The 26354-nt window shown below is 62.9% G+C and carries 26 protein-coding genes; 18 read left to right on the plus strand and 8 right to left on the minus strand.

What is annotated here, in order from left to right; translation table 11 throughout:
• Position 1 precedes the first annotated feature (1 nt).
• From EN869_RS09980 to EN869_RS10000, 5 genes are all read left to right on the plus strand, one after another.
• Positions 2-1129, plus strand: a complete 1128-nt coding sequence (locus tag EN869_RS09980; RefSeq protein ID WP_127225524.1) for a glycosyltransferase — start codon at positions 2-4, stop codon at positions 1127-1129.
• The gene (locus EN869_RS09985; protein WP_127225523.1) at positions 1126-2220 is read left to right on the plus strand and encodes a glycosyltransferase; all 1095 of its coding nucleotides are present in this window, start codon (positions 1126-1128) and stop codon (positions 2218-2220) included. The genes EN869_RS09980 and EN869_RS09985 overlap by 4 nt, the downstream gene beginning before the upstream one ends.
• The gene (locus EN869_RS09990; RefSeq protein ID WP_127225522.1) at positions 2217-3326 is read left to right on the plus strand and encodes a glycosyltransferase; all 1110 of its coding nucleotides are present in this window, start codon (positions 2217-2219) and stop codon (positions 3324-3326) included. The genes EN869_RS09985 and EN869_RS09990 overlap by 4 nt, the downstream gene beginning before the upstream one ends.
• A 23-nt stretch (positions 3327-3349) precedes the next feature.
• Positions 3350-4384, plus strand: coding sequence for a UDP-glucuronic acid decarboxylase family protein (locus tag EN869_RS09995; RefSeq protein WP_127225521.1), 1035 nt, complete (start codon positions 3350-3352; stop codon positions 4382-4384).
• A gap of 80 nt (positions 4385-4464) precedes the next feature.
• Positions 4465-4650 carry a hypothetical protein gene (locus EN869_RS10000; protein ID WP_126079198.1) on the plus strand — a complete coding sequence of 62 codons (186 nt, stop codon included), beginning with the start codon at positions 4465-4467 and terminating at the stop codon, positions 4648-4650.
• An 18-nt stretch (positions 4651-4668) separates the two neighbouring features.
• Here EN869_RS10000 and EN869_RS10005 read toward each other — a convergent pair whose 3' ends face one another.
• Entirely contained in the window at positions 4669-6402 is a 1734-nt protein-coding gene (locus EN869_RS10005; RefSeq protein WP_127225520.1) for a hypothetical protein, read from the minus strand.
• 157 nt (positions 6403-6559) lie between these two features.
• Between EN869_RS10005 and EN869_RS10010 the strand changes: the two genes are divergently transcribed.
• The 12 genes from EN869_RS10010 to EN869_RS34360 all read left to right on the plus strand — a co-directional run bounded on the left by EN869_RS10010 (position 6560) and on the right by EN869_RS34360 (position 15745).
• A complete protein-coding gene (locus tag EN869_RS10010) occupies positions 6560-7663 on the plus strand; it encodes an inositol-3-phosphate synthase (protein WP_127225519.1) in 1104 nt (367 codons plus the stop codon).
• Positions 7660-8256 (plus strand): histidine phosphatase family protein, encoded by a 597-nt coding sequence (locus EN869_RS10015; protein ID WP_127225518.1) that lies wholly within the window; start codon positions 7660-7662, stop codon positions 8254-8256. Before EN869_RS10010 ends, EN869_RS10015 begins: the two co-directional genes overlap by 4 nt.
• 15 nt (positions 8257-8271) lie before the next feature.
• Entirely contained in the window at positions 8272-9372 is a 1101-nt protein-coding gene (locus EN869_RS10020; protein ID WP_127225517.1) for a glycosyltransferase, read from the plus strand.
• A complete protein-coding gene (locus tag EN869_RS10025) occupies positions 9372-10175 on the plus strand; it encodes a sugar phosphate nucleotidyltransferase (RefSeq protein WP_127225516.1) in 804 nt (267 codons plus the stop codon). The genes EN869_RS10020 and EN869_RS10025 overlap by 1 nt, the downstream gene beginning before the upstream one ends.
• A 2-nt stretch (positions 10176-10177) precedes the next feature.
• Positions 10178-10939 (plus strand): TIGR04290 family methyltransferase, encoded by a 762-nt coding sequence (locus EN869_RS10030; RefSeq protein ID WP_127225515.1) that lies wholly within the window; start codon positions 10178-10180, stop codon positions 10937-10939.
• Positions 10932-11867 (plus strand): beta-xylosidase, encoded by a 936-nt coding sequence (locus EN869_RS10035; protein WP_127225514.1) that lies wholly within the window; start codon positions 10932-10934, stop codon positions 11865-11867. The genes EN869_RS10030 and EN869_RS10035 overlap by 8 nt, the downstream gene beginning before the upstream one ends.
• A gap of 18 nt (positions 11868-11885) precedes the next feature.
• Positions 11886-12947, plus strand: coding sequence for a glycosyltransferase (locus tag EN869_RS10040; protein ID WP_127225513.1), 1062 nt, complete (start codon positions 11886-11888; stop codon positions 12945-12947).
• The gene (locus tag EN869_RS10045) at positions 12947-13939 is read left to right on the plus strand and encodes a GNAT family N-acetyltransferase (RefSeq protein WP_127225512.1); all 993 of its coding nucleotides are present in this window, start codon (positions 12947-12949) and stop codon (positions 13937-13939) included. The genes EN869_RS10040 and EN869_RS10045 overlap by 1 nt, the downstream gene beginning before the upstream one ends.
• Positions 13940-14028: 89 nt before the next feature.
• Entirely contained in the window at positions 14029-14850 is an 822-nt protein-coding gene (locus EN869_RS10050; RefSeq protein ID WP_245519971.1) for a class I SAM-dependent methyltransferase, read from the plus strand.
• A gap of 60 nt (positions 14851-14910) precedes the next feature.
• On the plus strand, positions 14911-15129 hold the full coding sequence (locus EN869_RS10055) for a hypothetical protein (protein ID WP_127225510.1): 219 nt from the start codon (positions 14911-14913) through the stop codon (positions 15127-15129).
• 142 nt (positions 15130-15271) lie between these two features.
• Positions 15272-15451: a hypothetical protein gene (locus tag EN869_RS10060; protein ID WP_127225509.1), complete on the plus strand. Its 180-nt coding sequence runs from the start codon at positions 15272-15274 to the stop codon at positions 15449-15451.
• A gap of 126 nt (positions 15452-15577) precedes the next feature.
• Positions 15578-15745 carry a hypothetical protein gene (locus tag EN869_RS34360; RefSeq protein WP_167498467.1) on the plus strand — a complete coding sequence of 56 codons (168 nt, stop codon included), beginning with the start codon at positions 15578-15580 and terminating at the stop codon, positions 15743-15745.
• 95 nt (positions 15746-15840) lie between these two features.
• Here the strand turns inward: EN869_RS34360 and EN869_RS10065 are convergent, their stop codons facing one another.
• The 3 genes from EN869_RS10065 to EN869_RS10075 form a co-directional block, all read right to left on the minus strand.
• Positions 15841-16527, minus strand: coding sequence for a sigma-70 family RNA polymerase sigma factor (locus tag EN869_RS10065; RefSeq protein WP_348630814.1), 687 nt, complete (start codon positions 16525-16527; stop codon positions 15841-15843).
• A gap of 28 nt (positions 16528-16555) precedes the next feature.
• On the minus strand, positions 16556-18475 hold the full coding sequence (locus EN869_RS10070) for an APC family permease (RefSeq protein WP_127225508.1): 1920 nt from the start codon (positions 18473-18475) through the stop codon (positions 16556-16558).
• A 504-nt stretch (positions 18476-18979) separates the two neighbouring features.
• Entirely contained in the window at positions 18980-19876 is an 897-nt protein-coding gene (locus EN869_RS10075) for a LysR substrate-binding domain-containing protein (protein ID WP_127225507.1), read from the minus strand.
• Positions 19877-20075: 199 nt separating this feature from the next.
• Between EN869_RS10075 and EN869_RS10080 the strand changes: the two genes are divergently transcribed.
• On the plus strand, positions 20076-21179 hold the full coding sequence (locus EN869_RS10080; protein WP_127225506.1) for a glycine cleavage T C-terminal barrel domain-containing protein: 1104 nt from the start codon (positions 20076-20078) through the stop codon (positions 21177-21179).
• Positions 21180-21729: 550 nt separating this feature from the next.
• Here EN869_RS10080 and EN869_RS10090 read toward each other — a convergent pair.
• The 4 genes from EN869_RS10090 to EN869_RS10105 all read right to left on the minus strand — a co-directional run bounded on the left by EN869_RS10090 (position 21730) and on the right by EN869_RS10105 (position 26353).
• Positions 21730-22977, minus strand: a complete 1248-nt coding sequence (locus EN869_RS10090) for an SfnB family sulfur acquisition oxidoreductase (protein ID WP_127225505.1) — start codon at positions 22975-22977, stop codon at positions 21730-21732.
• Positions 22978-23001: 24 nt separating this feature from the next.
• Positions 23002-23793 carry an ABC transporter ATP-binding protein gene (locus EN869_RS10095; RefSeq protein WP_127225504.1) on the minus strand — a complete coding sequence of 264 codons (792 nt, stop codon included), beginning with the start codon at positions 23791-23793 and terminating at the stop codon, positions 23002-23004.
• A 72-nt stretch (positions 23794-23865) separates the two neighbouring features.
• Complete coding sequence (locus EN869_RS10100; protein WP_127225503.1) at positions 23866-25206, minus strand: ABC transporter substrate-binding protein; 1341 nt, start codon at positions 25204-25206, stop codon at positions 23866-23868.
• Positions 25207-25297: 91 nt separating this feature from the next.
• The gene (locus EN869_RS10105) at positions 25298-26353 is read right to left on the minus strand and encodes a branched-chain amino acid ABC transporter permease (protein ID WP_127225502.1); all 1056 of its coding nucleotides are present in this window, start codon (positions 26351-26353) and stop codon (positions 25298-25300) included.
• Position 26354: the final 1 nt, after the last annotated feature.

Below are 26354 nucleotides of genomic sequence, written 5' to 3' on the forward strand. Positions count from 1 at the left end.
CATGCGTTTTCTGTTCTACACCCATTCGGCGGTTTCCGACTGGAACCACGGCAACGCGCATTTCCAGCGCGGCATCATGCGCGAACTCGTCGCGCGCGGCCATGGGGTGGCCGCGCTGGAGCCCGCCGATGGCTGGAGCCGATCGAACCTGATCGCCGAGCAAGGCCCCTTCGCCGTCGAGCGCTTTCGCAAGGATTTTCCGGAGCTAATGGTGGCCGCCTACGACCCCGGCTTTGAGCACGAAGCGTGGCTCGCCGGCGCGGATGTCGTGATCGTCCACGAATGGACGGATAAAGATCTTGTCGCGCGTATCGGACGGGCGCGAGCCTACTGCAATTTCACACTCCTGTTCCATGACACCCATCACCGGGCCGTATCGGCGACTGAGGCGATCGCGGCGCTTCAGCTCGAGCATTATGACGGGGTGCTGGTCTTCGGCGAAGTGCTGCGGGAAAGCTATCTCCGCGCCGGCTGGGGCAGACGGGTCTTCACCTGGCATGAGGCGGCGGACGACCGGCTGTTCAAGCCGTTGCCCGAGATCGACCGTGAGTCTGATCTCGTCTGGATCGGCAATTGGGGCGACGACGAGCGCAGCGCCGAAATCGCCGAGTTCCTGATCGAGCCGGCAAGAGCGCTTGGACTGTTGGGAACCGTGCACGGCGTGCGCTATCCGGCGGATGCAATCACCGCGCTCGCGGATGCCGGCCTGCGCTATGAAGGCTGGATCGCCAATGCCGATGTGCCGAAGGCCTTCGCCCGGCATCGCGTCACCATGCACATCCCGCGCAGGCCCTATCGGGAGAGCCTGCCGGGCATTCCCACCATTCGCATGTTCGAGGCGCTGGCCTGCGGCATTCCGCTTGTGTCTGCGCCATGGGCGGATGTCGAGGGGCTGTTCCGCGCCGGAACGGATTTCCTCTTCGCCCGAAGCGGCGCCGAGATGAGAGGTCACCTCCGCGACGTCGTGAACGATCGCGAGCTTGCGGAAGCGCTGGCCGCATCGGGCTTGGAGACCATCCTGGCGCGGCACACATGCCGGCACCGCGCCGACGAATTGTTCGCCATCCTCGCCGCATGCGGCAATCGCGGCGCGACTGAAATCAAACCTGCAACGGAGGCCGCCGCATGAAAATAGCCTTTTACGGATCGAGCCTTCTGTCGTCCTACTGGAACGGCGCGGCCACCTATTATCGGGGCCTGCTCAAGGCGCTGTCGCAGCGCGGCTATGACATCGTCTTCTATGAGCCCGACGTCTATGACCGGCAGAAGCATCGTGACATCGAGGCGCCGGACTGGTGCAGCGTCGTTGTCTATGAGCCGACCCCGCACGCGCTGATGCAGGTTGCATCGCGCGCCGCGCAGGCGGACGTCGTGGTCAAGGCAAGCGGCGTCGGCTTCGAAGACGACGCGCTGCTGCATGCGGTTCTCGACAATGCCCGCCCAGACGCGCTGACCGTCTTCTGGGATGTCGACGCGCCGGCGACCCTAGGCGAGTTGCGCAACGACGCCGACCACCGGTTGCATGAGGCGCTGAAGAGGATCGGCATCGTGCTGACTTATGGCGGCGGCGACCCGGTCGTCTGGGATTATCGTGCGCTCGGCGCCGCGGAATGCGTGCCGATCTACAACGCGCTCGATCCTGAGACGCATCATCCCGTCGCCGCAAATCCGCGCTTAGCCTGCGACCTGGCCTTCCTCGGCAACCGGCTCCCCGACCGCGAGGCGCGCGTCGATGCCTTCTTCCTCGACCCGGCCCGTAGGCTCGGCGGCCAGCGCTTCCTGCTTGGCGGCTCCGGCTGGGGCGACAAGCCGCTGCCGGCGAACGTTTCGTGGCTGGGGCATGTCGGCACCAGCGATCACAACGCCTTCAACGTCACGCCGAAGGCCGTGCTCAACATCAGCCGCGACAGCATGGCGGCCAACGGGTTTTCGCCCGCGACACGCGTCTTCGAAGCAGCCGGGGCCGGCGCGTGCCTTCTGACCGACGCCTGGCTCGGCATCGAGTTGTTCCTGACCCCCGGCGAAGAAATTCTGGTCGCTCGCGACGGCGCCGATGTTGCCGAGATCATGCGCACGCTGACGCCGGAACGCGCGCAGGCGATCGGCGCGGCAGCGCTGCGGCGCGTTCTGGCGGAGCATACCTACACGCTGAGGGCTCGGCTGGTGGACGACATCTTCAAGGCGCATTTCGAGCGCCGCGCAATGGAGGCTGCGGAATGACGAAACCGCTCGACATCGTTTTCCTCGGACTTTCCCTATCTTCGTCCTGGGGCAACGGCCATGCGACGACTTTCAGGGGACTGCTGCGTGCGCTCAACGAGCTCGGCCATCGCGTCACCTTCCTCGAACGCGACGTCCCCTGGTACGCGCACCACCGGGACCTGCGCGACCCCGATTTCTGCGGCTTGCGCTATTACGAGACAGTCTCGGAGCTGCGCCGCAACCACCGGGAGGATCTGCAGCGCGCCGACGCCGTGGTGATAGGCTCCTTCGTGCCGGAAGGCAGGGCGATCATCGACGACCTTGCTTCGCTGTGCACGGGGCAGTTCTGCTTCTACGACATCGACACGCCGGTGACGCTGGCGCGGGTTGCCGAGGACGATTGCGACTATCTTGCCCGCCGGCAGATTCCCTATTTCGACGTCTATTTCTCCTTCACCGGGGGACCGATGCTGGAGCGGCTGAAGTCCGAGTTCGGCGCCAGCCGGGCGGAGGCGCTCTATTGCTCAGTCGATCCAACGCGACATCGTCGCACCAGACACGCCGTCGAATGGGACCTTGGCTATCTTGGCACCTATAGCGCAGATCGGCAGCCCTCATTGGAAGCGCTGCTTCTAGAGCCTGCGCGGCGCCTGCCGGACCGCCGCTTCGTCGTGGCCGGCTCGCAATATCCCTCCGACATCGCCTGGCCGGACAATGTGGAGCGGATCGAGCACCTGCCACCTTCCGAACATGCCGCCTTCTACAGCCGCCAGCGCTACACATTGAACCTTACGCGGGCTTCGATGATCGCGGCAGGATGGTCGCCCAGCGTGCGGCTTTTCGAGGCCGCTGCCTGCGGCACTCCCATCATAAGCGACCGCTGGCCTGGACTCGACGATTTCTTCCCGGTCCCGGCGATCGAGACGGCGTCCAATGCTGGAGATGTAGAAAAGATCCTCAGCGCCAAGTCCGATCGGGCAAGGCTCAACATGGCCAGACTGGCGCGCGAGGCGGTGCTTTCTAGACATACCGCCATGGCAAGGGCACGTGAATTCGTTTCGGCGCTGACGCCGTCTGTCGGGACGCGTCCGGCGGTCGATCTGGGCGTTGAAAGTGCAGCATGAGCGGCAGACAGGAGACCATCGAAATGCGGCGATCAAAAAGGGCTGAACAAACACGGACGGCGCTTGTTGCCGGCGGTGCCGGTTTCCTCGGCTCGCATTTGTGCGAGGCGCTGCTGCATGACGGCTATCGAGTGATCTGCGTCGACAATTTCCTCACCGGCAGAATGGAGAATATCAGTCCGCTGGTTGGCCAGGCGCGCTTTCGGCTGATCGAGCAGGACGTTTGCACCCCGCTGGAACTCGCTGAACCTGTCGATCGCGTTTTCAACCTGGCCTGCGCAGCATCGCCGCCTCGCTATCAAGCCGACCCGATCCACACGACGCGGACCTGTGTGATCGGGACTCTCAATCTTTTGGAGCTCGCCGCCAGCAACGGCGCCCGCTTCCTGCAGGCATCGACAAGCGAAGTCTATGGCGACCCGGAACGGCATCCGCAGCGCGAGGACTATGTCGGTCACGTCAACTGCACGGGACCGCGAGCCTGTTACGATGAGGGCAAGCGCGCCGCCGAAACGCTCTGCTTCGACTATCTGCGCGCGGAGATGGCCGATATTCGCGTCGCCCGAATCTTCAACACCTATGGGCCCAGGATGGACCCCGCCGATGGCCGCATCGTCTCCAACCTGGTCATGCAAGCAATCGAGAAGCGGCCGCTGACCATATTCGGCGACGGCCGGCAGACCCGCTCCTTCTGCTATGTCACAGATCTGGTCGAGGGATTGCGACGGCTGATGGATGTCGATCGCAATCCGCGCCAACCGGTCAATCTCGGCAATCCCGGGGAGTTTTCGGTCCTCGAACTGGCAAGACTGGTACGCGAACTGACCGGCACCAGATCGCCCGTGAAGTTCCTGCCTCTGCCTGAGGACGACCCGCGCCGCCGGCGCCCCGACATAGGCCGCGCAAAGGCACTTCTCGGCTGGTCGCCCCAGGTGCCTCTCAGGCAAGGCCTGATGCAGACGATCGTCTACTTTTCAGGGATGGACGATCTCGCGATCGACCCCGTCGCTGCAATCGACAGACCGGGTGGGGGAAAGCTGCAGAACCTGCAGCTCTGAAGCTGCGGCATCTTTTCACCTGGGCGGAACAACCAATCGATATTGCGGTTGGGAATGACAACCGCGATGGAGGACGAGCTGTGAAGCCGAAGCGATCAGTCAACGACATCGACCAGATGGCGGCGGCGGAAACCGCCGCGTTCCTGCGAAGAGCTTCCATCACTTATCTCGAGTGCTGCGTCAGTCTGATGATGACGCATTTGCGACGGGAGGAAGTGGCAAGCATCCTGGAGCAGGAAGCCGACATGCTGCGCAGGCTGGACTGACGCCTGCGGGCTTGGCCTTCAACAGCCCAGAAACCGGACAAGCCCGGCTTTGTAACGTTCGACTAGGCGCGTCGCACGCATCTGCTCTTGCTCCTCGGGCGATTGCCCAGCAATCGTCCAGAGGCCGAGTTGAAACGCGAGATAGCAAGGCTCCAAATAGTCGACCAAAGCCCGGTCGATTGATGTGACCCGCTCGATGCAGCCCACCAGATTCGAAAGCTCGGCGGCGCACAGGTCATACTCCACCCGCGCGCCGGCAATGTCCCATTCTATGCCCTGACAGCCGATAAGATCGTGCGAGCGACAATGATCGACCGCGTCCGTCTTGAGCAAAGTTCCATCGGGAAGGACCAGAAACTCCCAAGGGTGCAGCCGTCCGTCGATCTCGACCCGGCGCGTTGGACCCGATGATGGCTGACGGGCAAACCATGTTTGCAAGGCGTGCCCCGACGTCTCCCCCAGCGCTTCCTCGCAGTTTTGCACCGCCATGCCTGCAAGCTGGTCCAACGACGCGCCTGCCTCGTCAGTCTGCAGCCTGGCAGCGCGCCAGCCGAGGTAATGCCCAAGCCATTCAATCAGCAAATCCCTTGCCGATCCTGCCCGGTCCAGCCTGTCGGCATCGGGCCAGTGCTCGACCAGGAAACCGTGGCAGAGGCCGGCAGGCTGAGCGCCAAAGCCCGCTTCGTGGAGTGCCTTGGCCGTGCGCAGCTTGCGCTGTCCTGTCTCGCCAAGGCCCGCGAACTTGACCAGCCAGCGCTCGCCGGCGGACGAAGCCATGAATTTGCGCCGCTCGAACGCCGGGAATGCAGGCGGCCAGGCGCCCGTCGGCACAGAGAGACATTCGCGCCATGCCCCGCCTGAAATCTCATGAAGCTCAACATCGGCCTTGCCAAGCAGATGTCCTATCCAGTCCCGCAGCCGGGGGGCGATCGCGCCGTCGAACGCATCTTCGAATTTCGCGACATGGCTTTGGCATTGCGACAAGGCAGCGACGGTTTCGACGGCAGCTTGCGCGCCCGGCCCGCCGCGGTGGCTCGGGAAGAGATGAATGCGCTCCTGGTCGATGCCCTGCCGGCGCAGCCAGGCAATGACAGCATGAAAGGAGCTGCCGGAGAGGCCCGGACCTTCATCGACGATAGCAAATTCGGCTTGCGGCCTGTCGCGCCAAGTGTCCAGGAGTTCGGGCGCGGCGCTTATGTGCCGACAAAACGGATGGCCGATGGGCCGCACGCTGATAGGCGGCGGCGCATGCAGGGCGGCGGCGACCATCGCGGCGAGGCCGAGACCGATGCTCCGGATCCCGATGACGCATGTGTTTGCGTCGAGGCCGGACCGCTGCGCCGCAAGCAGATAGGTTTCCGGGTAGAGGGCGTACAACGCATATCCTTCAGCCGGGCCGGTGGTTATCGCGCTGCCGCAGTCGATGGCGGCAAGCTTCGCAAGCAGCGACGCATCGAGCGCTCCGCTTCTGGCAAATCCTTGTTGCCAGGAGCGCAGCACTTCCCGCGACAACTCGACGAGGATTTCCGAACAAAGGTTCTGCCCCGACGAACTGCTGTCTATGCCTGCGGTGTCGAATTCCTCATCGGCAAGGCCCTGCAGAAGTTCAGAGGCGGTTACGAAGAGATCGACCACAGCGGCGTGACGTTCGAGGCCGGCAGGCAGATCGCCAATCGCTCGAGCTGCGGCCAAGACAGCCTCCCGGAGCTGTTCTGCGCTATGCGTTCGCTTGTGGTCGCCGAAGACGATCATACGACTCCTGCCTGGCTGTCTGGCCGCCAACGCGAAGCGGCGCCTCTTTGATCCGCAATCAGGCTCACCAATTTTTCGTGGCGCGAAGGAACATTCGAGGCCGCTCCCGGTTCGGCGGCGAGGAACTTACCTCCAACTTAAAAGAGGCAGTGGTTTCGTGACATCGAAGAAAGTTCGTATCGGCATCGTCGGCGTAGGCAACTGCGCATCATCCCTTGTGCAAGGTCTCTCCTACTACCGCCACGCCAATGGCAACGAGCCGATCCCCGGACTGATGCATGCCGATCTCGGCGGCTACCATGTCGATGATATCGAGGTGGTCTGCGCCTTCGATGTCGCGGAAAACAAGGTTGGGCGCGATGTGGCGGAAGCGATCTACACCGCGCCCAACAACACCTTCCGTTTCGCTGATGTCGCGCCGACCGGCGTCCGTGTCGAGCGCGGCCCGACGCTCGACGGCATCGGCAAATATCTCCGCGATACGATCGAAGAGTCGGATGAACCGGTCGCAGACGTAACCGCGCGGCTCAAGGCAAGCGCGACCGAGGTGCTCATATGCTATCTTCCGGTCGGCTCAGAAGCGGCTGCGCATTTCTATGCAGAATGCGCACTCGATGCCGGCTGCGCCTTCGTCAATTGCATCCCCGTGTTCATCGCTTCGAGGCCGGAATGGCGCCGGCGCTTCGCGGAACGCAGCCTTCCCCTAGTCGGCGACGACATCAAGAGCCAGGTCGGCGCAACCATCGTGCACCGGCTGCTCGCCAATCTCTTCCGCGAGCGCGGCGTGCGCATCGATCGCACCTACCAGCTCAATTTCGGCGGCAACACCGACTTCCTCAACATGCTCGAGCGCGAGCGCCTGGAATCGAAGAAGATTTCGAAGACGCAGTCCGTCACCAGCCAGATCGACGTCCCGCTCGAGGCTGGCAACATTCATGTCGGCCCCAGTGACCATGTCCCGTGGCTGACCGACCGCAAATGGGCCTATATCCGGGTCGAGGGCACCACCTTCGGCGGCGTGCCGCTCAATGCCGAGCTGAAGCTGGAGGTCTGGGATTCGCCCAATTCGGCCGGCGTCGTCATCGACGCCGTCCGCTGCGCAAAGCTCGCGCTTGACCGCGGCATTGCCGGCGCGCTCACCGGCCCCAGCAGCTACTTCATGAAGTCGCCGCCGGAGCAGTTCACCGACGCGGAGGCTCGCCTGCGCACGCTCGCCTTCATCGCCGGTAATGACGAGCAGATGCTGGACGCCGCCGAATGACCACGACGTTCTTTCTCATCCGCCACGCGGCGCATGATCATGTCGGCTCGTATCTGGCCGGGCGGCTCAAGGGCGTTCGCCTCGGCGAAGCCGGCCAGGCGCAGGCGCTGCATCTGGCGCGGCGGATGGCGCGAGAGCCGCTCGCCGCGATCTTGAGCAGCCCGCGCGAACGCACGCTGGAAACAGCGAAGCCGATCGCCCTCGCTTGCGAGATTGAGAAGATCGCGATCTGCAACGAACTCGACGAGATCGACTTCGGCGAGTGGTCCGGAAAGACCTTCGAAGAACTGAACGGCGACGCAAGCTGGCGGCTTTGGAACGATCAGCGCCAGAGCGCCCGCACGCCGAGCGGCGAGACGATGCTGGATGTGCAGCACAGGATGATCGGCCTGATGGACGCGCTGCGCGAGAATGGACAGGGTCAGTGCATCGCGCTTGTAAGCCATGCCGATGTGATCAAGGCGGCTGTCTGCGCAATCCTCGGCCTGCCGCTCGGCGACTGCTTCCGCTTCGATATCGCGCCGGCCTCCATCACAACAGTCGTCCACGGCGACTGGGGTTCCAAGCTGATCCGCTTGAATGAATTCGCCTGACGGGAGCGGTAACCGATGCGCATGGTCATTTTCGGCCTCACCGTCACATCCTCGTGGGGCAATGGGCATGCCACGCTCTGGCGTGGACTGATCGGCGCGCTGGCACCGCTTGGCTGGTCGATCAGCTTCTTCGAGCGCGATACGCCTTATTATGCCGGCGCCAGGGACATCGACCGGCTGAGCGGCGGCGATGTCGTTCTCTATCCGGCTTGGGAGGATATCCGCCGGGAGGCCGAGACCGCGATACGGAAAGCCGACGTCGTCATCGTCACCTCCTATTGTCCCGATGCCGTCGAGGCCTCGCGGATCGCGAATGACAGCTGCCGGGGCCTGAAGGTGTTTTACGATCTCGACACGCCGGTGACGCTGGCAAGCATCGAGCGAGGTGATTACCCGGCCTATTTCGAGCCGAAGGGACTGCGCGATTTCGACCTGGTCCTGAGCTATACCGGAGGGCCGGCGATCGACACACTGAAGAGCATTCTTGGCGCGCGTCATGTCCTGCCGCTTTACGGCCATGTCGATCCTGACCGGCACCGGCCGGCGCAGCCTAGGTCCGAGTTCGCCGCCGACCTGTCTTATCTCGGGACCTATGCCGAGGACCGGCAGGCGGCCGTGGAAAGGCTGCTCGTCGATCCAGCGGCCCGACTGCCGAACCGCCGTTTCGTCATCGGCGGGGCGCAGTACCCGCAGGACTTCCCCTGGAGCAGCAACATCTATTTCGTCAGGCACCTGCCTCCCGCCGACCACCCGGCCTTCTTTTCCTCCTCGCGCCTGACGCTCAATGTCACCCGCGAGGCGATGGCGCGACAGGGCTGGTGCCCGTCAGGCCGTCTGTTCGAGGCGGCTGCGTGCGGCACCGCGATCATCTCCGACGACTGGGCCGGCCTCGACACCTTCTTCACGCCCGGCAGCGAGATTCTGTTGGCGCATGGCACCGGCGACGTCGTTGCGGCGCTTGACCTGCCGGAGAACGAGATCGCGACTCTCGGCCGCCGCGCCCGGGAGCGCGTCCTCGACGAGCATACCTCAGCGCATCGCGCCGCCGAACTCGACCGCATCCTGAACGACGCTTTTGCATCCCTGTCGAGGAGCACAATGGAGGAAGTCGTCTGATGTTGGGCATCGTGCCTGCCGCAGGCCGCGGCAGCCGCATTCAACCGCTTGGCTTTTCCAAGGAGCTGCTGCCGGTCGGCAGCCGGCTCGACGGTCAGATCGAGCGTCCATGCGCGGTGAGCGAATATCTGGTGCGGAGGATGGTCCGCAACGGTGTCGACCGCATCTGCTTCATCATCGGTTCGGGCAAGTCGGACATCCTCGAATATTATGCCGCCGGCTATGACAATGCCGCAGCGATCTTCGTGGCGCAGCCTTCTCCGGTTGGACTCTGTGACGCGATCTTCCGCGCGGCACCGCTTGTGACGCCGGAGGAAACGGTCCTGATCGGCCTGCCGGATACGATCTGGTTTCCTGAAGACGGCTTCTGCCGCCTGGCCGACGACCGGCTGTCCTTCCTGATGTTTCCGGTCGATCGCCCAGAACTGTTCGACGCCGTCGTCCTCGATGGGAACGGGCGGGTCGAGCAGATCCAGGTCAAGCAAGCTGACGCCGCAACAAACTGGGTCTGGGGCGCCTTCAAGATGCCGGGCCGTATCTTCCATCAACTGGCGGCGCTGTGGCGCCAGCGCGACGGCTTCGACGAGTATTTCGGCACACTGGTCAACGCTTATCTCGCCAGCGGAGGCGAAGCTTACGGCGTCAAGGCTGGGACGGCCTATGTGGATGTCGGTACTTTCAACGGCTATCGCACGGCGCTCAGGCTGCTCGAAGGCAACGATGCCGTCGACGATGGGACCCTACCGATATTCGCATCGCGGGACCGTTCGGGCGTGCCAACCGTTCCAGGCGAAGGAGCTTAGCCATGCTGCACTCCAGCACGGAAATACGTCGGCGCATCGACGCATTGGGGCCGTGGTTTCACAATATGGAGCTAGCGGGCGTGGAGACTGCCCCCGATCATTTCCTCGGCAACTACCCGCTGATCAAATGGCGCAAATTCGCAGATGCCATTCCAACTGATCTTTCGGGCAAGTCGGTGCTCGATATCGGCTGCAACGCCGGCTTCTACTCGATCGAAATGAAGAAACGCGGCGCCGATCGCGTTCTCGGAATCGACTTCGACCAAGCCTATCTCGCCCAGGCCCGCTTCGCCGCCGAGATCGCCGACTGCGACATCGAGTTCAGGGAACTGTCGGTCTACGACGTCGCATCACTCGGCGAGCGCTTCGACATCGTGCTGTTCATGGGCGTGCTTTACCACCTGCGCCACCCGCTGTTGGCGCTCGACCTGATCCGCGCGCATGTCGCGAGCGACCTGATGATCTTCCAGTCGATGCAGCGGGGCAGCGGTAAGGTCCTGTCGCTTGAGCAGAACTACCATTTCTGGACACGCGACCTCTTCGATCAGCCCGAATTTCCGAAACTGCATTTCATCGAGCATCGCTATGCGGATGACCCCACCAACTGGTGGATTCCGAACCGTGCCTGCACCGAAGCGATGCTGCGCAGCGCTGGTTTCGACATCCTGCTCCGCCCGGAAGACGAGGTCTATTTCTGTCGCGCGTCCGGCGAATCGACCGGCAGCGCCGCCGTCTATCCTTCGAAAGGAGAGACCAATGATTGAAGCTGCCATGATCTGGAACGAGCCCAACAACAAATCACACTGGGACCCGGAGCTCGATCCGGACTGGAGCCGTTTTGCCACAATGGCGATGCTGGCGGCCGATGCGATCGGCCGGGAGAATCCTGCCATTACAAGGGTGCTGGGCGGCATTTCGCCGATCGATGCCGGCTTCATGGTCCGGATGAAGGAATTCGGCGTGCTCGACCATGTCGACGCGGTCGCGGTGCATGGCTTCCCGCTGGATTGGAACCTTTGGCAAATCCACGAGTGGCCGCATAAGCTCGGAGAGATCGCGACGGTCGCCGACATTCCGGTGTGGGTCAGCGAAGTGGGCGTGTCGACCTTCGGCGCCGAGGAGGTACAAGTCTGGGGCTTACGTCGGACGGCGGAGCTTTTGCTCGGACTTGCGCCGCGCGTCCAGTGGTACAGCCTCTATGACCTGCCGCGTTCGTGGGAGGCGACGACGCGCCATCGGGAGGCGGAAGGTTCGTCCTACTACAGGCATTTCTACATGGGCCTGCTGCGCGAGGACGGCACGCCCAAGCCAGCGCTCGAGGAGTTCCTGCGCCACACTCCGCAAATGGGCCTGGTGCAGTGGTTCCATTACCAGGACCACCGGCTGCACGACGCTGTTGCCTGGATACAGCGTCTGGGTGTCACCCACCTGCGCACCGGCCTGTCCTGGGCCGACAGTTTTCGGCCGAATGCGCTCGACTGGTTCGACCACCAGATGGAAGCGCTGGCCGACTTTAACGTCACCGTCACCTTCTGCTTCACCCCGGAGCATCGGGGCCTGCAGCCGCATCACACCAGCCCGCCCCAAGTCCCTGAGGAATTCGCCGAGTTCTGCGCGGCGATGATCCGGCGCTACGCTCCCGCGATTGGCGACGACATGGCAGCAGCGCAACGTGTGTCGGCGGCATGGTGAGGCCTGGCTCGATCAGCGATGGCACTGACTGTCCTCAACGTCGCCTACTCCCTCGCGCCCGTCGGGCCAGATGCGGTCGGCGGCGCCGAGCAGGTGCTGTCGGCGCTGGATCGGGCGCTGGTTGAAAGAGGCCACCGTTCGGTTGTCGTCGCCTGCCACGGCTCAAGCACGGCCGGCGTCCTGGTGGAGACGCAAGCCGAAACAGGCGTGCTCGACGAGGAGGCGAAGAACCGGGCTCACCAAGCGCATCGCGATGCGATCGCGGCCGCCCGGGCGCGCTGGCCGATCGACGTCGTTCACCTCCACGGGATCGATTTCGACGCCTATCTGCCCTCCGACGGCCCAACCCTGGTGACTTTGCACCTGCCACTCGGTTGGTACCCACCCTCGGTGCTGGCGCCGTCACGCGAGGACTTGTGGCTGCATGCAGTCTCGCTGGCGCAGCACAGGACGGCGCCGGCAGGGTCGCGGCTTGCGAAGCCTATTCCAAACGGTGTTGATATCGAGGCGCTGAACCAGCCCCGGTCGCGGCGCAATTTCGCCCTGGTGCTCAGCCGCATCTGTCCCGAAAAGGGCATCCATCTCGCGATAGAGGCCGCCAAGCGCGCTGCCATGCCTCTGGCGATCGCCGGCCAGGTCTATCCATACGAGACCCATCTGCGCTATTTCGCCGACGAGGTCCGCCCTCGGCTCGATCGGCAGCGGCGCTTTCTTGGACCATTGGGCTTTCTGGCCAAGCGGCGGCTGCTCAACACTGCCTGCTGCCTTGTCATTCCCAGCCTTGCCCCCGAAACAAGCTCACTTGTCGCAATGGAGGCGCTCGCCTGCGGCACGCCGGTCATTGCTTTCCCGAATGGCGCGCTTCCCGATGTCGTCCAGCACGGCAAGACCGGATTCCTCGTCAATGACGTCGGCGAGATGGCAAAGGCCATTGTCGCTTCCGGAACCCTGGACCACGAGGCATGCCGGGCCGAGGCGCGCCGCCGCTTCTCGCTTGAGCGCATGATCATATCCTACATGGATGTTTACGAAGCGCTGGCAAAGCTTGGCACCCGCCGCGCCTTGCTGGGAACCGGCTGATGGGCGGTCTGCGCACCGAGATCATTAGTGATACGAGCGCATTCGAGGATCTGGAGCCGCATTGGTGGCAGCTCTGGCGGCAGAGCATCTCGGCCACGCCATTCCAGTCTCCTGCCTGGCTCATTCCGTGGTGGCAGACATTCGCGCCGGGGGACCTTGTGGCCATTGCAGTGTGGAGTGCAGACGCCCTCGTCGGCCTGGCACCGCTCTATGTCGAAAGGCATGATCACGGTCGGCGCCTGCTCCCCATCGGCATTTCGCTAAGCGACTACCTCGACATATTGTGCGCGCCGGAACTGGAGGCGAAGGTTGGCGCCGCCATTGCCGACGCGGTGCTCTCGCTCAGATGGTCGCAGTGGATCCTGCCTGACCTGGCGCCCGATGCCTTAGCGATGAGTCTCGACCTGCCGAATGTTGAAAAGCACCGAGCGATGGCACACGTCGCCTGTCCCGTGCTGCCGCTCGATTGCGATCGAACTCTGGCCGACTCGGTTCCTGCGAGGCGGCGGCGTCAGTTGCGCCGCGCCGAGCGGGCTGCCCGACGAAGAGGCGCCGTTATCGTCAACCGCAGCGAGTCCGATCTGCAGAGATTTCTCGACAGGCTCATCCGGCTGCATGGCGCACGCTGGGCCGGCCATGGCGGCGGCGTGCTGTCCGACATGGCTGTGGAGTTTCATCGCAGGGCACTGCCGCGGCTTGCCGATAGCGGCATGGCGCGATGCCTGACGATCCAGATCGGCGATGCCGTCGTAGGCGCCTATTATGGATTTCATCATCGCGATCGGGCCTATGCTTATCTCGGCGGGTTCGATCCGGCCTATGCCGACGAGAGCCCCGGCGCAATCCTGATCGGTCATGCCATCGCCGGGGCCGTCAGCGAGGGCGCGAGGGAGTTCGATTTCCTGCGCGGACGCGAAAGCTACAAATATGGCTGGGGCGCAAAAGACCGCTGGACAGCGCAGAAGGTCTGGATGCGGAGCGCGCCGCCGTGACCGCCGCGAGGCAAACCAGTGCGATTGCCAGGCGCCTGCTGGAGGATTGCATGGCCGATGGTCTCTCCGTCGACAACGCGCTGGCCAGATTGGCCGTCCATATCAATAAGACGACCAGCGCGACGCAATTGGCGGATATCGCCCTGGAGATGCGCCCGAGCCATGTCCCCCGGCAGTACTGGTTGGAAGAGATCGCCACGATGCTTCGTGACAAGGCCGACGCCTTTAACGCCGTCCGCAGGGCTGCTGCCTGCGTGTCGCATGATCTGCCGGACGGCGCGCCGGCTGCCGTGACGGTGGAGCGGCTGGCTGGCGGATTCGATCGGGCGGCGGCCATCTCCCCGGCGGCCAGCGTGCAACTGTCGTCGTTGGGCGACGAGGACAGGCTCTCGGCCACAACCGGCGAGATTGCCTTGTGGCTGGAACGGCAAGGCATGCTCGGTGCCCGCAAACACATGTTGGACATCGGCTGCGGCATCGGGCGCCTCGAACATGCGCTTGGCGCCATGGCGGGATCCATCGTCGGCATCGATATCTCGCCTGGGATGATCGCCATCGCGCGCCGGCGATGCGCCGGCGTCGCCAATGTGGAATTCCGCCTGACCTCTGGCTTAGATCTCGATGACTTTGCCGATCAAAGCTTCGACGACGTGTTTGCTCTCGACAGTTTTCCTTACCTGGTGCTTGCCGGCGTTGCCGAGCGGCATCTCGGCGAGATCGCGCGCGTGCTGCGGCCGGGAGGGATGGCGGCAATCCTCAACTATTCCTATCGGGCGTCACCGGACATCGATTCCCGCGATATCAACCGTCTTGCCAGTGCCTGTAGGATGGACGTCTTGGTCGACGGCGAAATGCCTTTCGGCAGTTGGGACGGCACGGCCTTCCTTATCCGCCGTCGCGGCGGAACATAACGCGCGGGCGGCAGTTCGGTCGCCGAACAGTTTCACGCAGGCAGACCAGGGAGACGAACAATGGCGACCGGCGGCAAGAAGCATATGGGCCGGGGCAGCCAGGGCAAGAGCTCTGGAACCGGGGCGAAGACGACGCTCGACAAGGACATGGTCGGCGAGAACGAGGTCCTGTCCAATCGGGACAAGAAGCAGCATACGGAGCAACGCGGTTTGGACGGCAATCGGATCAAATCCGATCAGTACCAGGACCACGCGGCGAACCGTCTTCCGAGGGAATAAGTGCAGGCCCGAGGATCGCCTTTGCCACGCAATCCGAAGACAGCTATCCGGGACCACCGCAACTTGCGGCGGGCGCCTTGCAAAGGCCGGTGGGGTATGTCTCAGTGAGATCTGAAGGGGTCTCTATTGTTAAGAGAATGCGATGTCTCGCAGGAGCCAGCGCGATCTTTGCGCCCAGGCGATCCAGAGCTTGGACCAGGAGATCGCATCCCTGTTGACCGCCATCGAGCGGGAGAAGGTCCCTGACCGGCTGACCAGGCTTGCACTCGAACTGCAGAACGCACTGATCGAAAAGCGCAATATGACGGCCGAGGGCGGTTGAAGACCTCCAGCAAGGATGCGTCCCTTCCTCCGAGAAGGCATTGGCAATGCCTGCTGTCGCTGTGCCAGCATGATCCGTGGAACATTAACATAAGTGAATCGTTGTAGCCGGTTAGGAGTCATCCCGATGGCGCAGGATGGCAGAACTCCGGAAGTGGACGAACTCGTTCGGCGTCTGGTCGCAACGACGGGCATCACCGAAACGCAGGCGCTTGAACTTATTTCGCTGCTCGGCCTGAATTGGGCCTCGTTGATGAGAGAGGCTAAAGTCATGATAGCAACTCAGCGCCGGTAGGCTGGCTAGAGCGTTTCACCGTTTCACGGAAACGCCCTATCTCCTTTTTCGCAATTCCGGACAAAAAAACCGCTCATGCTTTTCCCGGAATTGCTCTAGCGTCTCGCGCCTTCGGTATCCCAATGGTCGTCCGAAAATTGGCGCCGTCGCTCGATCAGCGCCTGCGGCGAGCTCTCCCCGAGGAACTCCAGAACACCGGCACGGGCACGATTGAGACGGCTTTTGACGGTGCCGACCGCGCAACCGCATATCTCAGCGGTCTCTTCGTAGCTTACGCCCAGCACGCCGATCAGCACCAGAACCTCACGCTGATGGGACGGCAGTTTCTGGATGGCTTGATGCACTTCCTTGCTTTGGACAGACCAATCCTGCGACGGTTCAGAAATCGGCCGGCTGGAGGCGCAGTCAAGCAGCCCGGGGGCCTCCCTGGCCGCGGCTTTGATGCGCGTGTAATGCGTGTTGCGCATGATCGTGAAGAGCCAGGACTTCAGGCGCGTGCCCGGCTCGAACTTGTCCAGGTTGGCAAGCCCCTTGGTCAATGTCTCCTGCACGAGATCGTCGGCGTCGTCGGGCACCCGACAGAACGTTCGCGCAAAAGCCCGCAAGGCAGGAATAAGATCGACGACGGAGATCTCACCGGCGCCAGGGTTCGACAAATTATGCTCTCTGGGTGACAATTTTCCAGGCCCAGCAACAGGAGTGGACGAGATGCAGACTAGGGAAAATGCCTGAGAAAAGGGAACGTTCCTGTTTTCCATCGCGCGGCCGAAACTTTTGACCAAGCGGCTCGACCGAGGGGAGCGGCAACATTCAATGGGTCGCTTCGATCCTCGGTTCCTCGATGTACCAAGGCACGGAAATGATCACGATGTCCGATCCGCCGAGCTCGAGCAGTTTGGCGTGCAGTCGGCGGGCGCGATGGGTATGCAGGATATACTGCCACCAGTTGGGCGGCACGACCTCCGGGAGCAGCACCGCAATGGTGCGGCCACCGAACTCGTCTCGCAGCACCCTGATCTCCTTCAGCAATGGCTCGTACATCAGCCGGTAGTCGGCATTGAGGAGAACCAGGCGGGGCGGGCGCAGGCCAGCCGCCCTCGCCGGCGCTTCCACATCCTTCGACCACCTCCCGCGAATTGCGCGCTCTTCGTCGCTCTCTTCACCCGACAGGCGCGCCACATGGACCGCAATGACATCTTTCGACAATTGAAAGGCAAAGCTGAGTGCCTTGTCGGCCATCCTGTTCCACTGCTGGGTCACGACGAGAACGACAGGCGGTTGAGTGTTGCCGAGATTGAGCTTTCCAGGCTCGCGCAAACCGGCCTCGAGATGGTCGTAATAGCGCCGCACCAGCCGCAGGAGGACGATCACCAGAGGAATGATGATTACCGTTATCCAGGCCCCTTCCCTGAATTTGGCGATGACGATCACGACGAGCGCCAAGCCGGTGATGGCGCCGCCGAGCGCATTGATGGCCAGATGCATACGATTGCCGGCCCGCTTCGGGCCCGTCCGCAGCGCCCTCACCCAATGCAGCACCATGCCGGTTTGCGACAGCGTGAAAGTCAGAAAGGCGCCGATGGCGAAGAGCGGGATCAGACGGTCGGTGATGCCGCCAAACACCACCACCAGCAGCCCCGTGGTGAAGCCGAGGTAAAGTATGCCGACAGAGAAAACCAGCCGGCGGCCGACCATTGCGAAGGGCTTGGGAAGATAGCCGTCTTCAGCCACCATGCGGCAAAGGCGGGGAAAGTCGACGAAGCTGGTGTTGGCTGAAAGCGCGAGCACGCAGAGCAGGCTTCCGATGGCGACGTAGTAGAAAATACCGTCGCCGACCACGGTATGCGCAAGCTGCGAAAGAACGCTCTGATAGCCGTCCTTCTCCTGGTCCATCGCGCCAATGCGATAGCGTGCCGAAAGGAAGGCGATACCGCCAAGCAGAAGCCCCAGGATCAGACAGATCGCCGCCAGCGTGCGGCGGCCGTGCCTGACGGGCGGATCCTTGAAGGCGGTCATACCGTTGCTGACCGCCTCGACGCCGGTCATCGCAGTGCAGCCGCTGGCGAAGGCGTGCATCAAAAGCAGCAGGCTCACGCTCGCGGTCGGCTGTGGCAGCGGCGGCGGCGGGATTGCCGGCGACGGCTGACCGCCTGAAAGGCTCGCCTTCCAGACGCCGATCGCAAGGATCGCCAGAAAGCTCGCTACGAAGAGATAGGTGGGCAAGGCGAACAGCCGGCCGGCATCAAGTGTGCCGCGCAGGTTGACGACGGTCACCAGGAGCAGGATGCCGAGGCAAAGCCAAAGCGTGTAGGCGTGCAGCGAGGGCAGCGCGGAAACCAGCGCGCCGACGCCTGCGGAGATGCCGACGGCGACGTTGAGCACATAATCGACCATCAGCGCAGAGGCGGCGAGCAGGCTGGCATTACGGCCAAGGTTTTCGCGCGAAACGATGTAGGCGCCGCCATTGCTGGGATAGGCCGCAATGGTCTGGCGGTAAGAAAGATAAAGGACGGCAAGCAGGCCGACTATGGCGCCCATGATCGGGCCGATATAGCCGAGGCCGGCCGCGCCGAGCGGGATCAGGACGGTGAGTGCCGCTTCCGGACCGTAAGCCGACGAACCCAGCCCATCGAGGCCCATGGCCGGCACGCCTTCGAAAACGCCGATCTTGCGCTGCGACTGTTCCTGATTGGCCAGCCGGCGGCCGAGAATCCATCCAAATATCGACATGTCGCGATCCCGAAACGTCTCCCGAAGAGCGCGGAGAGAAGAATGTTCCTCGACGATTCGAGCGCGCGGCTGGAGGCGTTTGACGCTTCAGCGGAGAAACCCGGGATCGGCTCGCCCCAACGACTCCCCTCGCGACCGGAACAGTCCAAGTCGCCTTAACGCGCCAAACGATTCGTGAACCGAAGCGTTCCGCAGAATATTTCGTGGTATTTTTGTTGGCTTTGCTGCCTGGGATTGGCAGTCAAAAGCTTGGAAACAAAGCGGAATTTCTTACGCTTGGATGCACCGTCACCTCTGTTCACCGAGGTTGCGCAGGAAAGTTTATCGCCCATCAATCGGTCGTGAGGGTGGGAATTCTGTTTGTAACATATCCACACTGAACGTTTTCTGTGTAACAAACTGCGTAACAATGAGCAGAAAAAATCAACAATTTCAATGTTATAGGCATAAAATCGAAAGACGCTCTCTCCGCCAGAAATTTGATAACTGAATGATTTCAAATAGTTAGTTAGCGCGATCGCGAGCCGCGGCTTCCAGCAGCCAATCGACGAAAAGCGCGGCGTCAGGATGCAGGTCTCTTCCGAGGGGCTCCAACAGGTGAAAGGCCTCCTCGATCGGAACTTCGAGATCGAATGGCGCGAACAGTCTGCCGGATTTCCGTTCTCGATTGGCAACCGACAACCGCCCGAGTGCCACGCCGCCACCTTCTGCCGCGATCTCGAACGCCGTTAGAGAGGTGTCGAGTTGCAAGCCTTGCCCGGGGTCGACAGTCTTTGCCTTGGCGGCATTCAGCCAGATCCCCCACCCTTCCTGATAGCCGAGCACATGCAGTAACCGGTGTTCCCGCAGATCGTCTGGCCGCTTCAGTGGTCGCGTATCGACGAGGCCAGGGGCGCAGAGAGGCGTAATGGTCTCCCATGTCAGACGGTGACTCCGCACGTTGCTCCAGCCGCCGGTGCCGTACTGAATGTCGAGATCGAAGACGTCCGTATCGAAGGCATCGTTCCAGACGCTTGAGATTATCCTGACATTCTTGTCGCGATTACGGTCCAGAAATTCCGGGAGACGGGGCGCCAGCCAATTGACCGCAAACGACACCGCGCATCGCACGGTCAGCTCCTTCGCTCGGCGTCCGCCGAACACCTCCCGGGTACCGATCGCCAGACGCTCGAATGCGTCGCGCACCTTCGGTAGATAGGCCTCCCCGGTCTTGGTCAGTTGCAGGCTGCGGGGGTGGCGGATGAACAGCTGATGCCGCAGGCTGAGCTCGAGCGATTTGACGTGCTTGGAGATGGCAGCCTGAGTGAGATTCAGCTCCTTGGCGGCATCGGTGAAGCTGAGGTGGCGCGCGGCGGCTTCGAAGGCGCGCAGCCAAATGAGTGGCGGCAGATTGAGCTGCATGAGGTCATCCCCAACCTATGTATAACAGAAACATGGTCATTGTCTGCGAAACGGTTGTTTGACGCAACACGCGCTGCCGAGACATTCAAAGCTCACCTGTGCCGGCGGGATGAAGGGAAGCCCCCACTTCCCGAAGCTCAGAGCCGTCCTCGATGAGGAAGGCGCCAGGTACCGCCGATAATGCAGCCCGAGGGATCCAATGTTCTCGTTCTTCCCAACTGCCCGCGTCCGTCCATCGCCCTTCTTTGAAGCCGCCGTCGCGGAAGGCATGGTGGCTGCGAATGTCTACAACCGCATGATCATGCCGACTTCGTTCGGCGACCCAGAGGGAGAATACTGGCGGCTGATCAACGGCGTCTCGCAATGGGATGTCGGTGTGGAACGCCAGGTGCAGCTCAAGGGACCGGACGCTGGACGGTTGGCACAAATCCTTTCGCCGCGCGATCTCTCGACCTGCAAAATTGGCCAAGGAAAATATGTGCCGCTTTGCAACCATCGCGGCACGATCATCAATGACCCGATCTTGTTGAAGCTCTCCGACGACCTCTATTGGTTTTCGATTGCGGACAGCGACATCTGGCTTTGGGCCAGTGCCATTGCGGCGGAACGCGGGCTGAACGTCGAGATAACCGAACCCGACGTCTCGCCCATGGCATTGCAGGGACCTAAGGCCGAGGATGTCGTAGCCCATGTCCTGGGCGATTGGGTGCGCGCGTTAAAGTACTTCTGGTTCAAGGAAACCGAGATCGAAGGCATTCCGATAGCGGTGCAGCGATCGGGATGGTCCAAACAAGGCGGATTTGAGATCTATCTGAGGGATGGGACGCAGGGCACAAAGCTCTGGAACATCTTCAAGGAAGCAGGCAGACCCTGGGGTATCGGCCCTGGCGCCCCGGCAACTGCGGAACGCACCGAGAGCGGACTCGTGTCGGTGGGAGGCGACACCGACGACGAAACCAATCCTTTCGAAGTTCGGCTCGGCAAGTATGTCGATCTCGGCGTTCCCGACGATGTTGTTGGGATCGGAGCACTTCGAAAGATTGAAGCCGAGGGACCGAAGCGGCATCAACTGGGTCTCATCTTCGATGCCTCAATGCCGGTGCCGTTTGGCGCCAAGCGTGAGGACATCACCTTCGACGGCACCAAGGTTGGCGTGATGACGCATTGCACATGGTCGCCCCGAATGAAGGCCAACATCGGATATGCCTTGATATCGGCCGAGGTGAACGCCGGAGCGACAGTCACCGTCAATCGCGCGAACGGTTCGATGGCCGCGCGGCTGGTGGAGCTTCCTTTCCTATGATTGACGAGGCGCCTTATCTCCGACCTCAGGCCCCCAACCACGTGCCGTTGACCCCGATCTCATTCCTCTACCGTACGGCTGATCTTTATCCTGATCGCCTGGCAATCATCGATGAGGAACGTCGCTTCACCTGGCTGGAGGTGCGCCGGCGCTGCGAGGCTCTGGCGGCGGGTTTGATCCGCTTGGGCGTTAGGCCAAGAGACGTCGTTTCGGTCCTTGCTCCCAACACGGCTGAAATGTTCGAGGCACACTTCGCCGTCGCGATGGCCGGCGCGGTCCTCAACACCATCAATATCCGGCTCGATGCCGAAACTGTAGCCGCAGGCTCGACGTCCACGCGGATCATGCGCAGCCGAGTAGGCGTTGAGGTCTCGCCTGTGAAGATCTGGCGCGAGGCCTCTCAGCTTTGTCCCAACGACGCCTCGCGCCCCCAGGCTCGAAGCTGTGCAAATCCGCCGTTAGCGAACACCTCGCGCCCGTCTAGGGGGCCTCAGGGCCGCCGGCTTGGCCAAGACATGGCCGAGGCCTGTCGGCCTCGGCGGAACGGAGCTCAGCTCCAGGCGTGCAGCGGCGGCTTCTCGCCGTTGAGGAAATACTTGCCGAGGATGGCGTATTTCCAGCGCACCGGATCGTGCAGCGTGTGGGTGCGGGCGTTGCGCCAATGCCGGTCGAGATTGTGCTCGGCAAGCGTCGAGCGCGTGCCGGCCAGCTCGAACAGTTTGTTCGTCGCCGCGATTGCGATCTCGGTTGACAGGATCTTGGCCTCGGCGGTGACGATCTGGGCATGCGCCACGGTTTCCGCAGTGGGTTCGGCAACGGCCCGGTCGATGGCATGGCCGGCCTTTTCCAGCAGCGCCTGAGCGGCGTGCAGGCGCAGCGTCAGGTCGCCGATGGCCTGGATCGTGTAGGGATCGTCCCAGGCATTGTCGACGCCGCTGTCGATCCAGGCGCGGCTCCTGGTCCGGACGAACGAGACCGTCTCCTCGATCGCGGCCTGCGCGATGCCGGTGTCGACCGCGACCTGGATGATCTGGAAGATCGCGCCGTCGGCGGTCGGCTTGTCGTAGCCTTTGTAGCCCGGCACCAGGTGTGTCTTCGGCACCTTGACGTTGTCGATGATGACGGTGCCCGACAGCGTCGTGCGTTGTCCGAAGCTCGACCAGTCGTCGATGACCGTCAGGCCGGGCGCGCCACGATCGGCGATCGCATACCAGGCGCGGCCCTCGTCATCGAGCGCCACGATCGGCACCAGATGGGCGAGCAGCGCACCGGAGGAATAAAATTTCTGGCCGTTGACGATGACATGATCGCCAGCGTCGGTGAACTTGGTCTCGAAATCGGCCGCGCGCTTGGAGCCGAATTCGGAAAAGGCATTGCCGAAGCGCGTGCCTTTCAGCACTTCGGCGAACAGCAGCGCCTGCTGGTCCTTGTCGGAGACCGTGCGGATGGCCGCGACGACGCCGAGATGGTTCTGCGCGATCTGGCCGATCGAGGAATCGGCAGCCGAGATGATCTCGATCACCTTGGCTAAAGTCGCGTAGGACACTTCCGGGCCACCGAACGCCTTGGGCACGTTGATCGACCACAGGCCGCTCTGCGAGAACTGGTCGAGTTCGGCCACCGGCCAGATCCGGTCACGGTCGCGCTTGGAAGAATCCTTGACAAACTCGGCCGCCAGCCGCTGCGCGACGGCAATCGCCTCGGCGTCGTCCTTGATGATGTGCGCGGGCTCGGCGGGTCTGGCTACCGGCGGCACGGCGGCCGCGGCCTTGTCGGTCTTGACGTTGGACACAGTCATTTCAGTCTCCTTCGGATTTTCGATTCAGACGACAGCATGGAGGTGGCTGGGCGGCGCGGCGGGCGGTGCCTTTTGCCCGAGGTAGAAGGCCCGGACATCCTCGCGCTGACGAAGGCTGGCGGCGGCGCCGGAGAGAACGGAGACACCGTTTTCGAGCACCGTGGCGTGATCGGCATATTTGAGCGCCACGGCCGAATTCTGCTCGGCGACCAGGATCGACAGGCCCGTCTCCTGATTGAGTTTCTTCAGCGCCAGGAAGATGTCTTGAACGATCAGCGGCGCAAGCCCCATCGACGGCTCGTCGAGAACCAGCAGGCGCGGCCGCGACATCAGCGCCCGGCCGATCGCGGTCATCTGCTGCTCGCCGCCCGAGGTCAGGCCGGCAAGCGTGCGGCGCTTTTCCCTGAGGCGGGGAAAGAAATCGTAGATACGCTCAAGATCCTGGCTGATCTCGCCACGCCGGCCGCTGCGGCCAATGCCCCCGGAAACCAGATTCTCCTCGACGGTGAGGCTCTTGAAGCAGTGACGCCCCTCCAGCACCTGGACGAGCCCGGCGCGCACGAGGTCGCCCGGCCTGCGGCAGGTGACCTCGCTGCCGTCGAACAGGATCGTGCCGGCATTGATCTGGCCGCGTTCGGCCGGAAGCAGGTTGGAGACCGCCTTCAGCGTCGTGCTCTTGCCGGCGCCATTGGCGCCGAGCAACGCCAGGATCTCGCCGCGCCGAAGCTCGAAGCTGACGCCGTGCAGCGCGGTGATGGCGTGGTTGTAGGTGGCATGGACATTGTCCACGACAAGGATGGCGTCATTGCCCGGCATCTCGTGTCTTTCCCGCTTTCTTGCAGAAGGATGGGGGGCGCCGGAGCTCGGTCCGGCGCCCGCTCGACCGGATCAGTTGGTGGCGGCTACCGCATCGGCATCCGCCGCGGTGCGCAGCTTGATGCCCTTCTCGGTCGCGTAGGCTTCCGCCGACTTCTCGATGATTGGCCTGAGCAATGCCCAGTCGGGCGCGATCCAGTCGGAGACGACGTTCCACTTCTTGCCGTCCCACTGCTGGAAGGTCACGTAGCCTTCGCCCTCGTGGTTGTCCCAGCTGACATTGATGGAGTGGAACAGGTCCTTGGCGCCGAGCGCCTCGACCTTGGCCGGATCGAGCTTGAGGTGCTCAAAACCCCAGCGCACCTCGTCGCCGGTCAGCGTGCGATGACCGAATTTCTCCTGCGCGATGCGGATCGCCTCGACATTGAGGATGCCGTTGACGATGCCGAGATTGTGGTAGACCGAGCCGATGCGCGACTTGTCCTCAAGGTTGCCCTTGCCGGCGCCGTAGACGGTCTTCACGATCTCCTGCACCACCGGATAGGTGTTGCCCGACGCCTGCGTGGTGATCGCGGTGTAGCCCTTGGCCGCTTCGCCGGCCGGGATGACATCCTCTTCCGAATTCGACCAGACATTGCCGATGATGTGGTCGACCGGATAGCCGACCTTGACCGCCGTCTTCAGCGCCACCGGGTTCATCACGCCCCAGCCGCGCAGCACGACAAAATCGGGCTTGGCGCGGCGGATCGTCAGCCACTGCGACTGCTGCTCGTTGCCGGGATGCGGCACCTCGATCTGCTGCACGGTGAAGCCGTATTTCTGCGCCAGCAATTCATAGATCGGGATCGTCTCCTTGCCGTAGGGCGAGCCGTGATAGAGCACGACGATCTTCTTGCCCTTCAGCTTGTCGATGCCGCCTTCCTTGGCCGCGATGTAGTTCACGATGCCGGAGGTTTCGCTGTAGGGGTTGAGCAATAGCGGGAACACGTAAGGGAACACGCGCCCGTCGGTGGAATCGGTGCGGCCGTGATTGACCGTGATCAGCGGCACCTTGTCGGCGGTGATGCGATCGATCATGGCATAGGCAATACCGACCGAGAGCGGGTTCCAGGCAGCCGCGCCGGCGTGGCTCTTCTGGCGCTCGTAGCATTCGACGCCGCGTTCGACCTCATACTGGGTCTCGCACTCGTCCCAGGTCAGCTTGACGCCGTTGACGCCGCCGTCGCGTGTGTTGATCAGATTGAGATAGTCGATGAAGCCGCCGAAGAAGCCGGTGCCGCCGGCCGCGTAGGGCCCGACGCGATAGCTCTGCAGCGGGAAATACTGCTCGTCGGCGTGGGCGGCCGGCAAGGCCACCGACACGGCAAGCGCCGCCGACAGCGCGAGCGCCTTGACTGTGCTGAGGAAGGTCATGGTTCGAGGTACTCCTGTAGGGGCCTTTGAATTGCCCTGGTTCATTTTCCGATTGTCTGCGTTGGTTGGAGAGCGTTGCTCCCAGACCGGCTCAGCTCGATTGCCAGGCGAGCAGCAGCCGTCTCCGGACCCTGTCCCACAGGGCGACCAGCCCGTCCGGTTCCAGGATCAGAAAGAGGATGATGAGGGCGCCGAGGACGATGCGCTGGCTCATGTCGAGCACGCCGGAATCGAACACGTCCCCGAGCAGGAAATTGCCGAGGCGCGACAGCGCCAGGGGAAAGACGACGATGAGCGCGGCACCCAGGAAAGCGCCTCGGATCGAAGCGAGCCCGCCAATGATGATGATGAACAGGATCTGGAACGAGCGGTCGAGATCGAAGCCGGCCGGCTCGACGGTCCTGAGATAGGCGAACGCCCAGATGACGCCGGCGACGCCGATGATGAAGGACGAGATGGCGAACGCCAAAAGCTTCGTCCTCAGCACCGGAATGCCGATGATGCGCGCCGCCGTCTCATTGTCGCGGATGGCGATGAAGTTGCGCCCGGTCTGCGACGAAACCAGCCGGTGAGCGAGAAAGGTGAGGACGACAACGACGGTAAGCGCGAAGAGGTATCGGCCGACCGCGCCGTCGAACTCGAGGCCCGCTATGGATAGCTTCGGCGCGTCGATTACGCCCGAGGCCGAGTCGTTGGAAAACCAGCTGAACTTGGTCAGCGCCCATTGCACGAAGAACTGCGCGGCAAGCGTCGAGACCGCCAGGTAGAAGCCGCGCAGGCGCAGGCTCGGCAGGCCGAAGACGATACCGATGGCGGCGGCGACAAGGCCGGAGATAATGATACTGGCGACAAGCGGCAGGCCTTCGACGCGCAGGTTGAAATTATAGGCGGCGAAGGCGCCCGCCGCCATGAACGCGGCACTGCCGAGCGATACCTGGCCGGCATAGCCGGTGAGGATGTTGAGCCCCACGCCCGCCAGGCTGAGCACCAGGAAGGGCAGCAGGATCGCCTCGAACAGATAGGAGCCGCCGGTCAGCGGCACGACGATATAGGCGATCGCGATGATGAGGAGCGGCGCCAGCCATTTCGGCAGGCCCGCGCCCTTGGTCAATTCGGCCGCCGACAATTCGGTTGCAATCGCGCTCATG

It is taken from the genome of Mesorhizobium sp. M2D.F.Ca.ET.226.01.1.1 (assembly GCF_004022705.2).
Taxonomy (GTDB): Bacteria; Pseudomonadota; Alphaproteobacteria; order Rhizobiales; family Rhizobiaceae; genus Mesorhizobium.

Coding starts and splice junctions, on each gene's coding strand:
- EN869_RS09980 (WP_127225524.1), top strand. CDS start 2: ATGCGTTTTCTGTTCTACACCCATTCGGCGGTTTCCGACTGGAACCAC.
- EN869_RS09985 (WP_127225523.1), top strand. CDS start 1,126: ATGAAAATAGCCTTTTACGGATCGAGCCTTCTGTCGTCCTACTGGAAC.
- EN869_RS09990 (WP_127225522.1), top strand. CDS start 2,217: ATGACGAAACCGCTCGACATCGTTTTCCTCGGACTTTCCCTATCTTCG.
- EN869_RS09995 (WP_127225521.1), top strand. CDS start 3,350: ATGCGGCGATCAAAAAGGGCTGAACAAACACGGACGGCGCTTGTTGCC.
- EN869_RS10005 (WP_127225520.1), bottom strand. CDS start 6,402: ATGATCGTCTTCGGCGACCACAAGCGAACGCATAGCGCAGAACAGCTC.
- EN869_RS10015 (WP_127225518.1), top strand. CDS start 7,660: ATGACCACGACGTTCTTTCTCATCCGCCACGCGGCGCATGATCATGTC.
- EN869_RS10020 (WP_127225517.1), top strand. CDS start 8,272: ATGCGCATGGTCATTTTCGGCCTCACCGTCACATCCTCGTGGGGCAAT.
- EN869_RS10025 (WP_127225516.1), top strand. CDS start 9,372: ATGTTGGGCATCGTGCCTGCCGCAGGCCGCGGCAGCCGCATTCAACCG.
- EN869_RS10030 (WP_127225515.1), top strand. CDS start 10,178: ATGCTGCACTCCAGCACGGAAATACGTCGGCGCATCGACGCATTGGGG.
- EN869_RS10035 (WP_127225514.1), top strand. CDS start 10,932: ATGATTGAAGCTGCCATGATCTGGAACGAGCCCAACAACAAATCACAC.
- EN869_RS10040 (WP_127225513.1), top strand. CDS start 11,886: ATGGCACTGACTGTCCTCAACGTCGCCTACTCCCTCGCGCCCGTCGGG.
- EN869_RS10045 (WP_127225512.1), top strand. CDS start 12,947: ATGGGCGGTCTGCGCACCGAGATCATTAGTGATACGAGCGCATTCGAG.
- EN869_RS10055 (WP_127225510.1), top strand. CDS start 14,911: ATGGCGACCGGCGGCAAGAAGCATATGGGCCGGGGCAGCCAGGGCAAG.
- EN869_RS10060 (WP_127225509.1), top strand. CDS start 15,272: ATGTCTCGCAGGAGCCAGCGCGATCTTTGCGCCCAGGCGATCCAGAGC.
- EN869_RS34360 (WP_167498467.1), top strand. CDS start 15,578: ATGGCGCAGGATGGCAGAACTCCGGAAGTGGACGAACTCGTTCGGCGT.
- EN869_RS10070 (WP_127225508.1), bottom strand. CDS start 18,475: ATGTCGATATTTGGATGGATTCTCGGCCGCCGGCTGGCCAATCAGGAA.
- EN869_RS10075 (WP_127225507.1), bottom strand. CDS start 19,876: ATGCAGCTCAATCTGCCGCCACTCATTTGGCTGCGCGCCTTCGAAGCC.
- EN869_RS10080 (WP_127225506.1), top strand. CDS start 20,076: ATGTTCTCGTTCTTCCCAACTGCCCGCGTCCGTCCATCGCCCTTCTTT.
- EN869_RS10090 (WP_127225505.1), bottom strand. CDS start 22,977: ATGACTGTGTCCAACGTCAAGACCGACAAGGCCGCGGCCGCCGTGCCG.
- EN869_RS10095 (WP_127225504.1), bottom strand. CDS start 23,793: ATGCCGGGCAATGACGCCATCCTTGTCGTGGACAATGTCCATGCCACC.
- EN869_RS10100 (WP_127225503.1), bottom strand. CDS start 25,206: ATGACCTTCCTCAGCACAGTCAAGGCGCTCGCGCTGTCGGCGGCGCTT.
- EN869_RS10105 (WP_127225502.1), bottom strand. CDS start 26,353: ATGAGCGCGATTGCAACCGAATTGTCGGCGGCCGAATTGACCAAGGGC.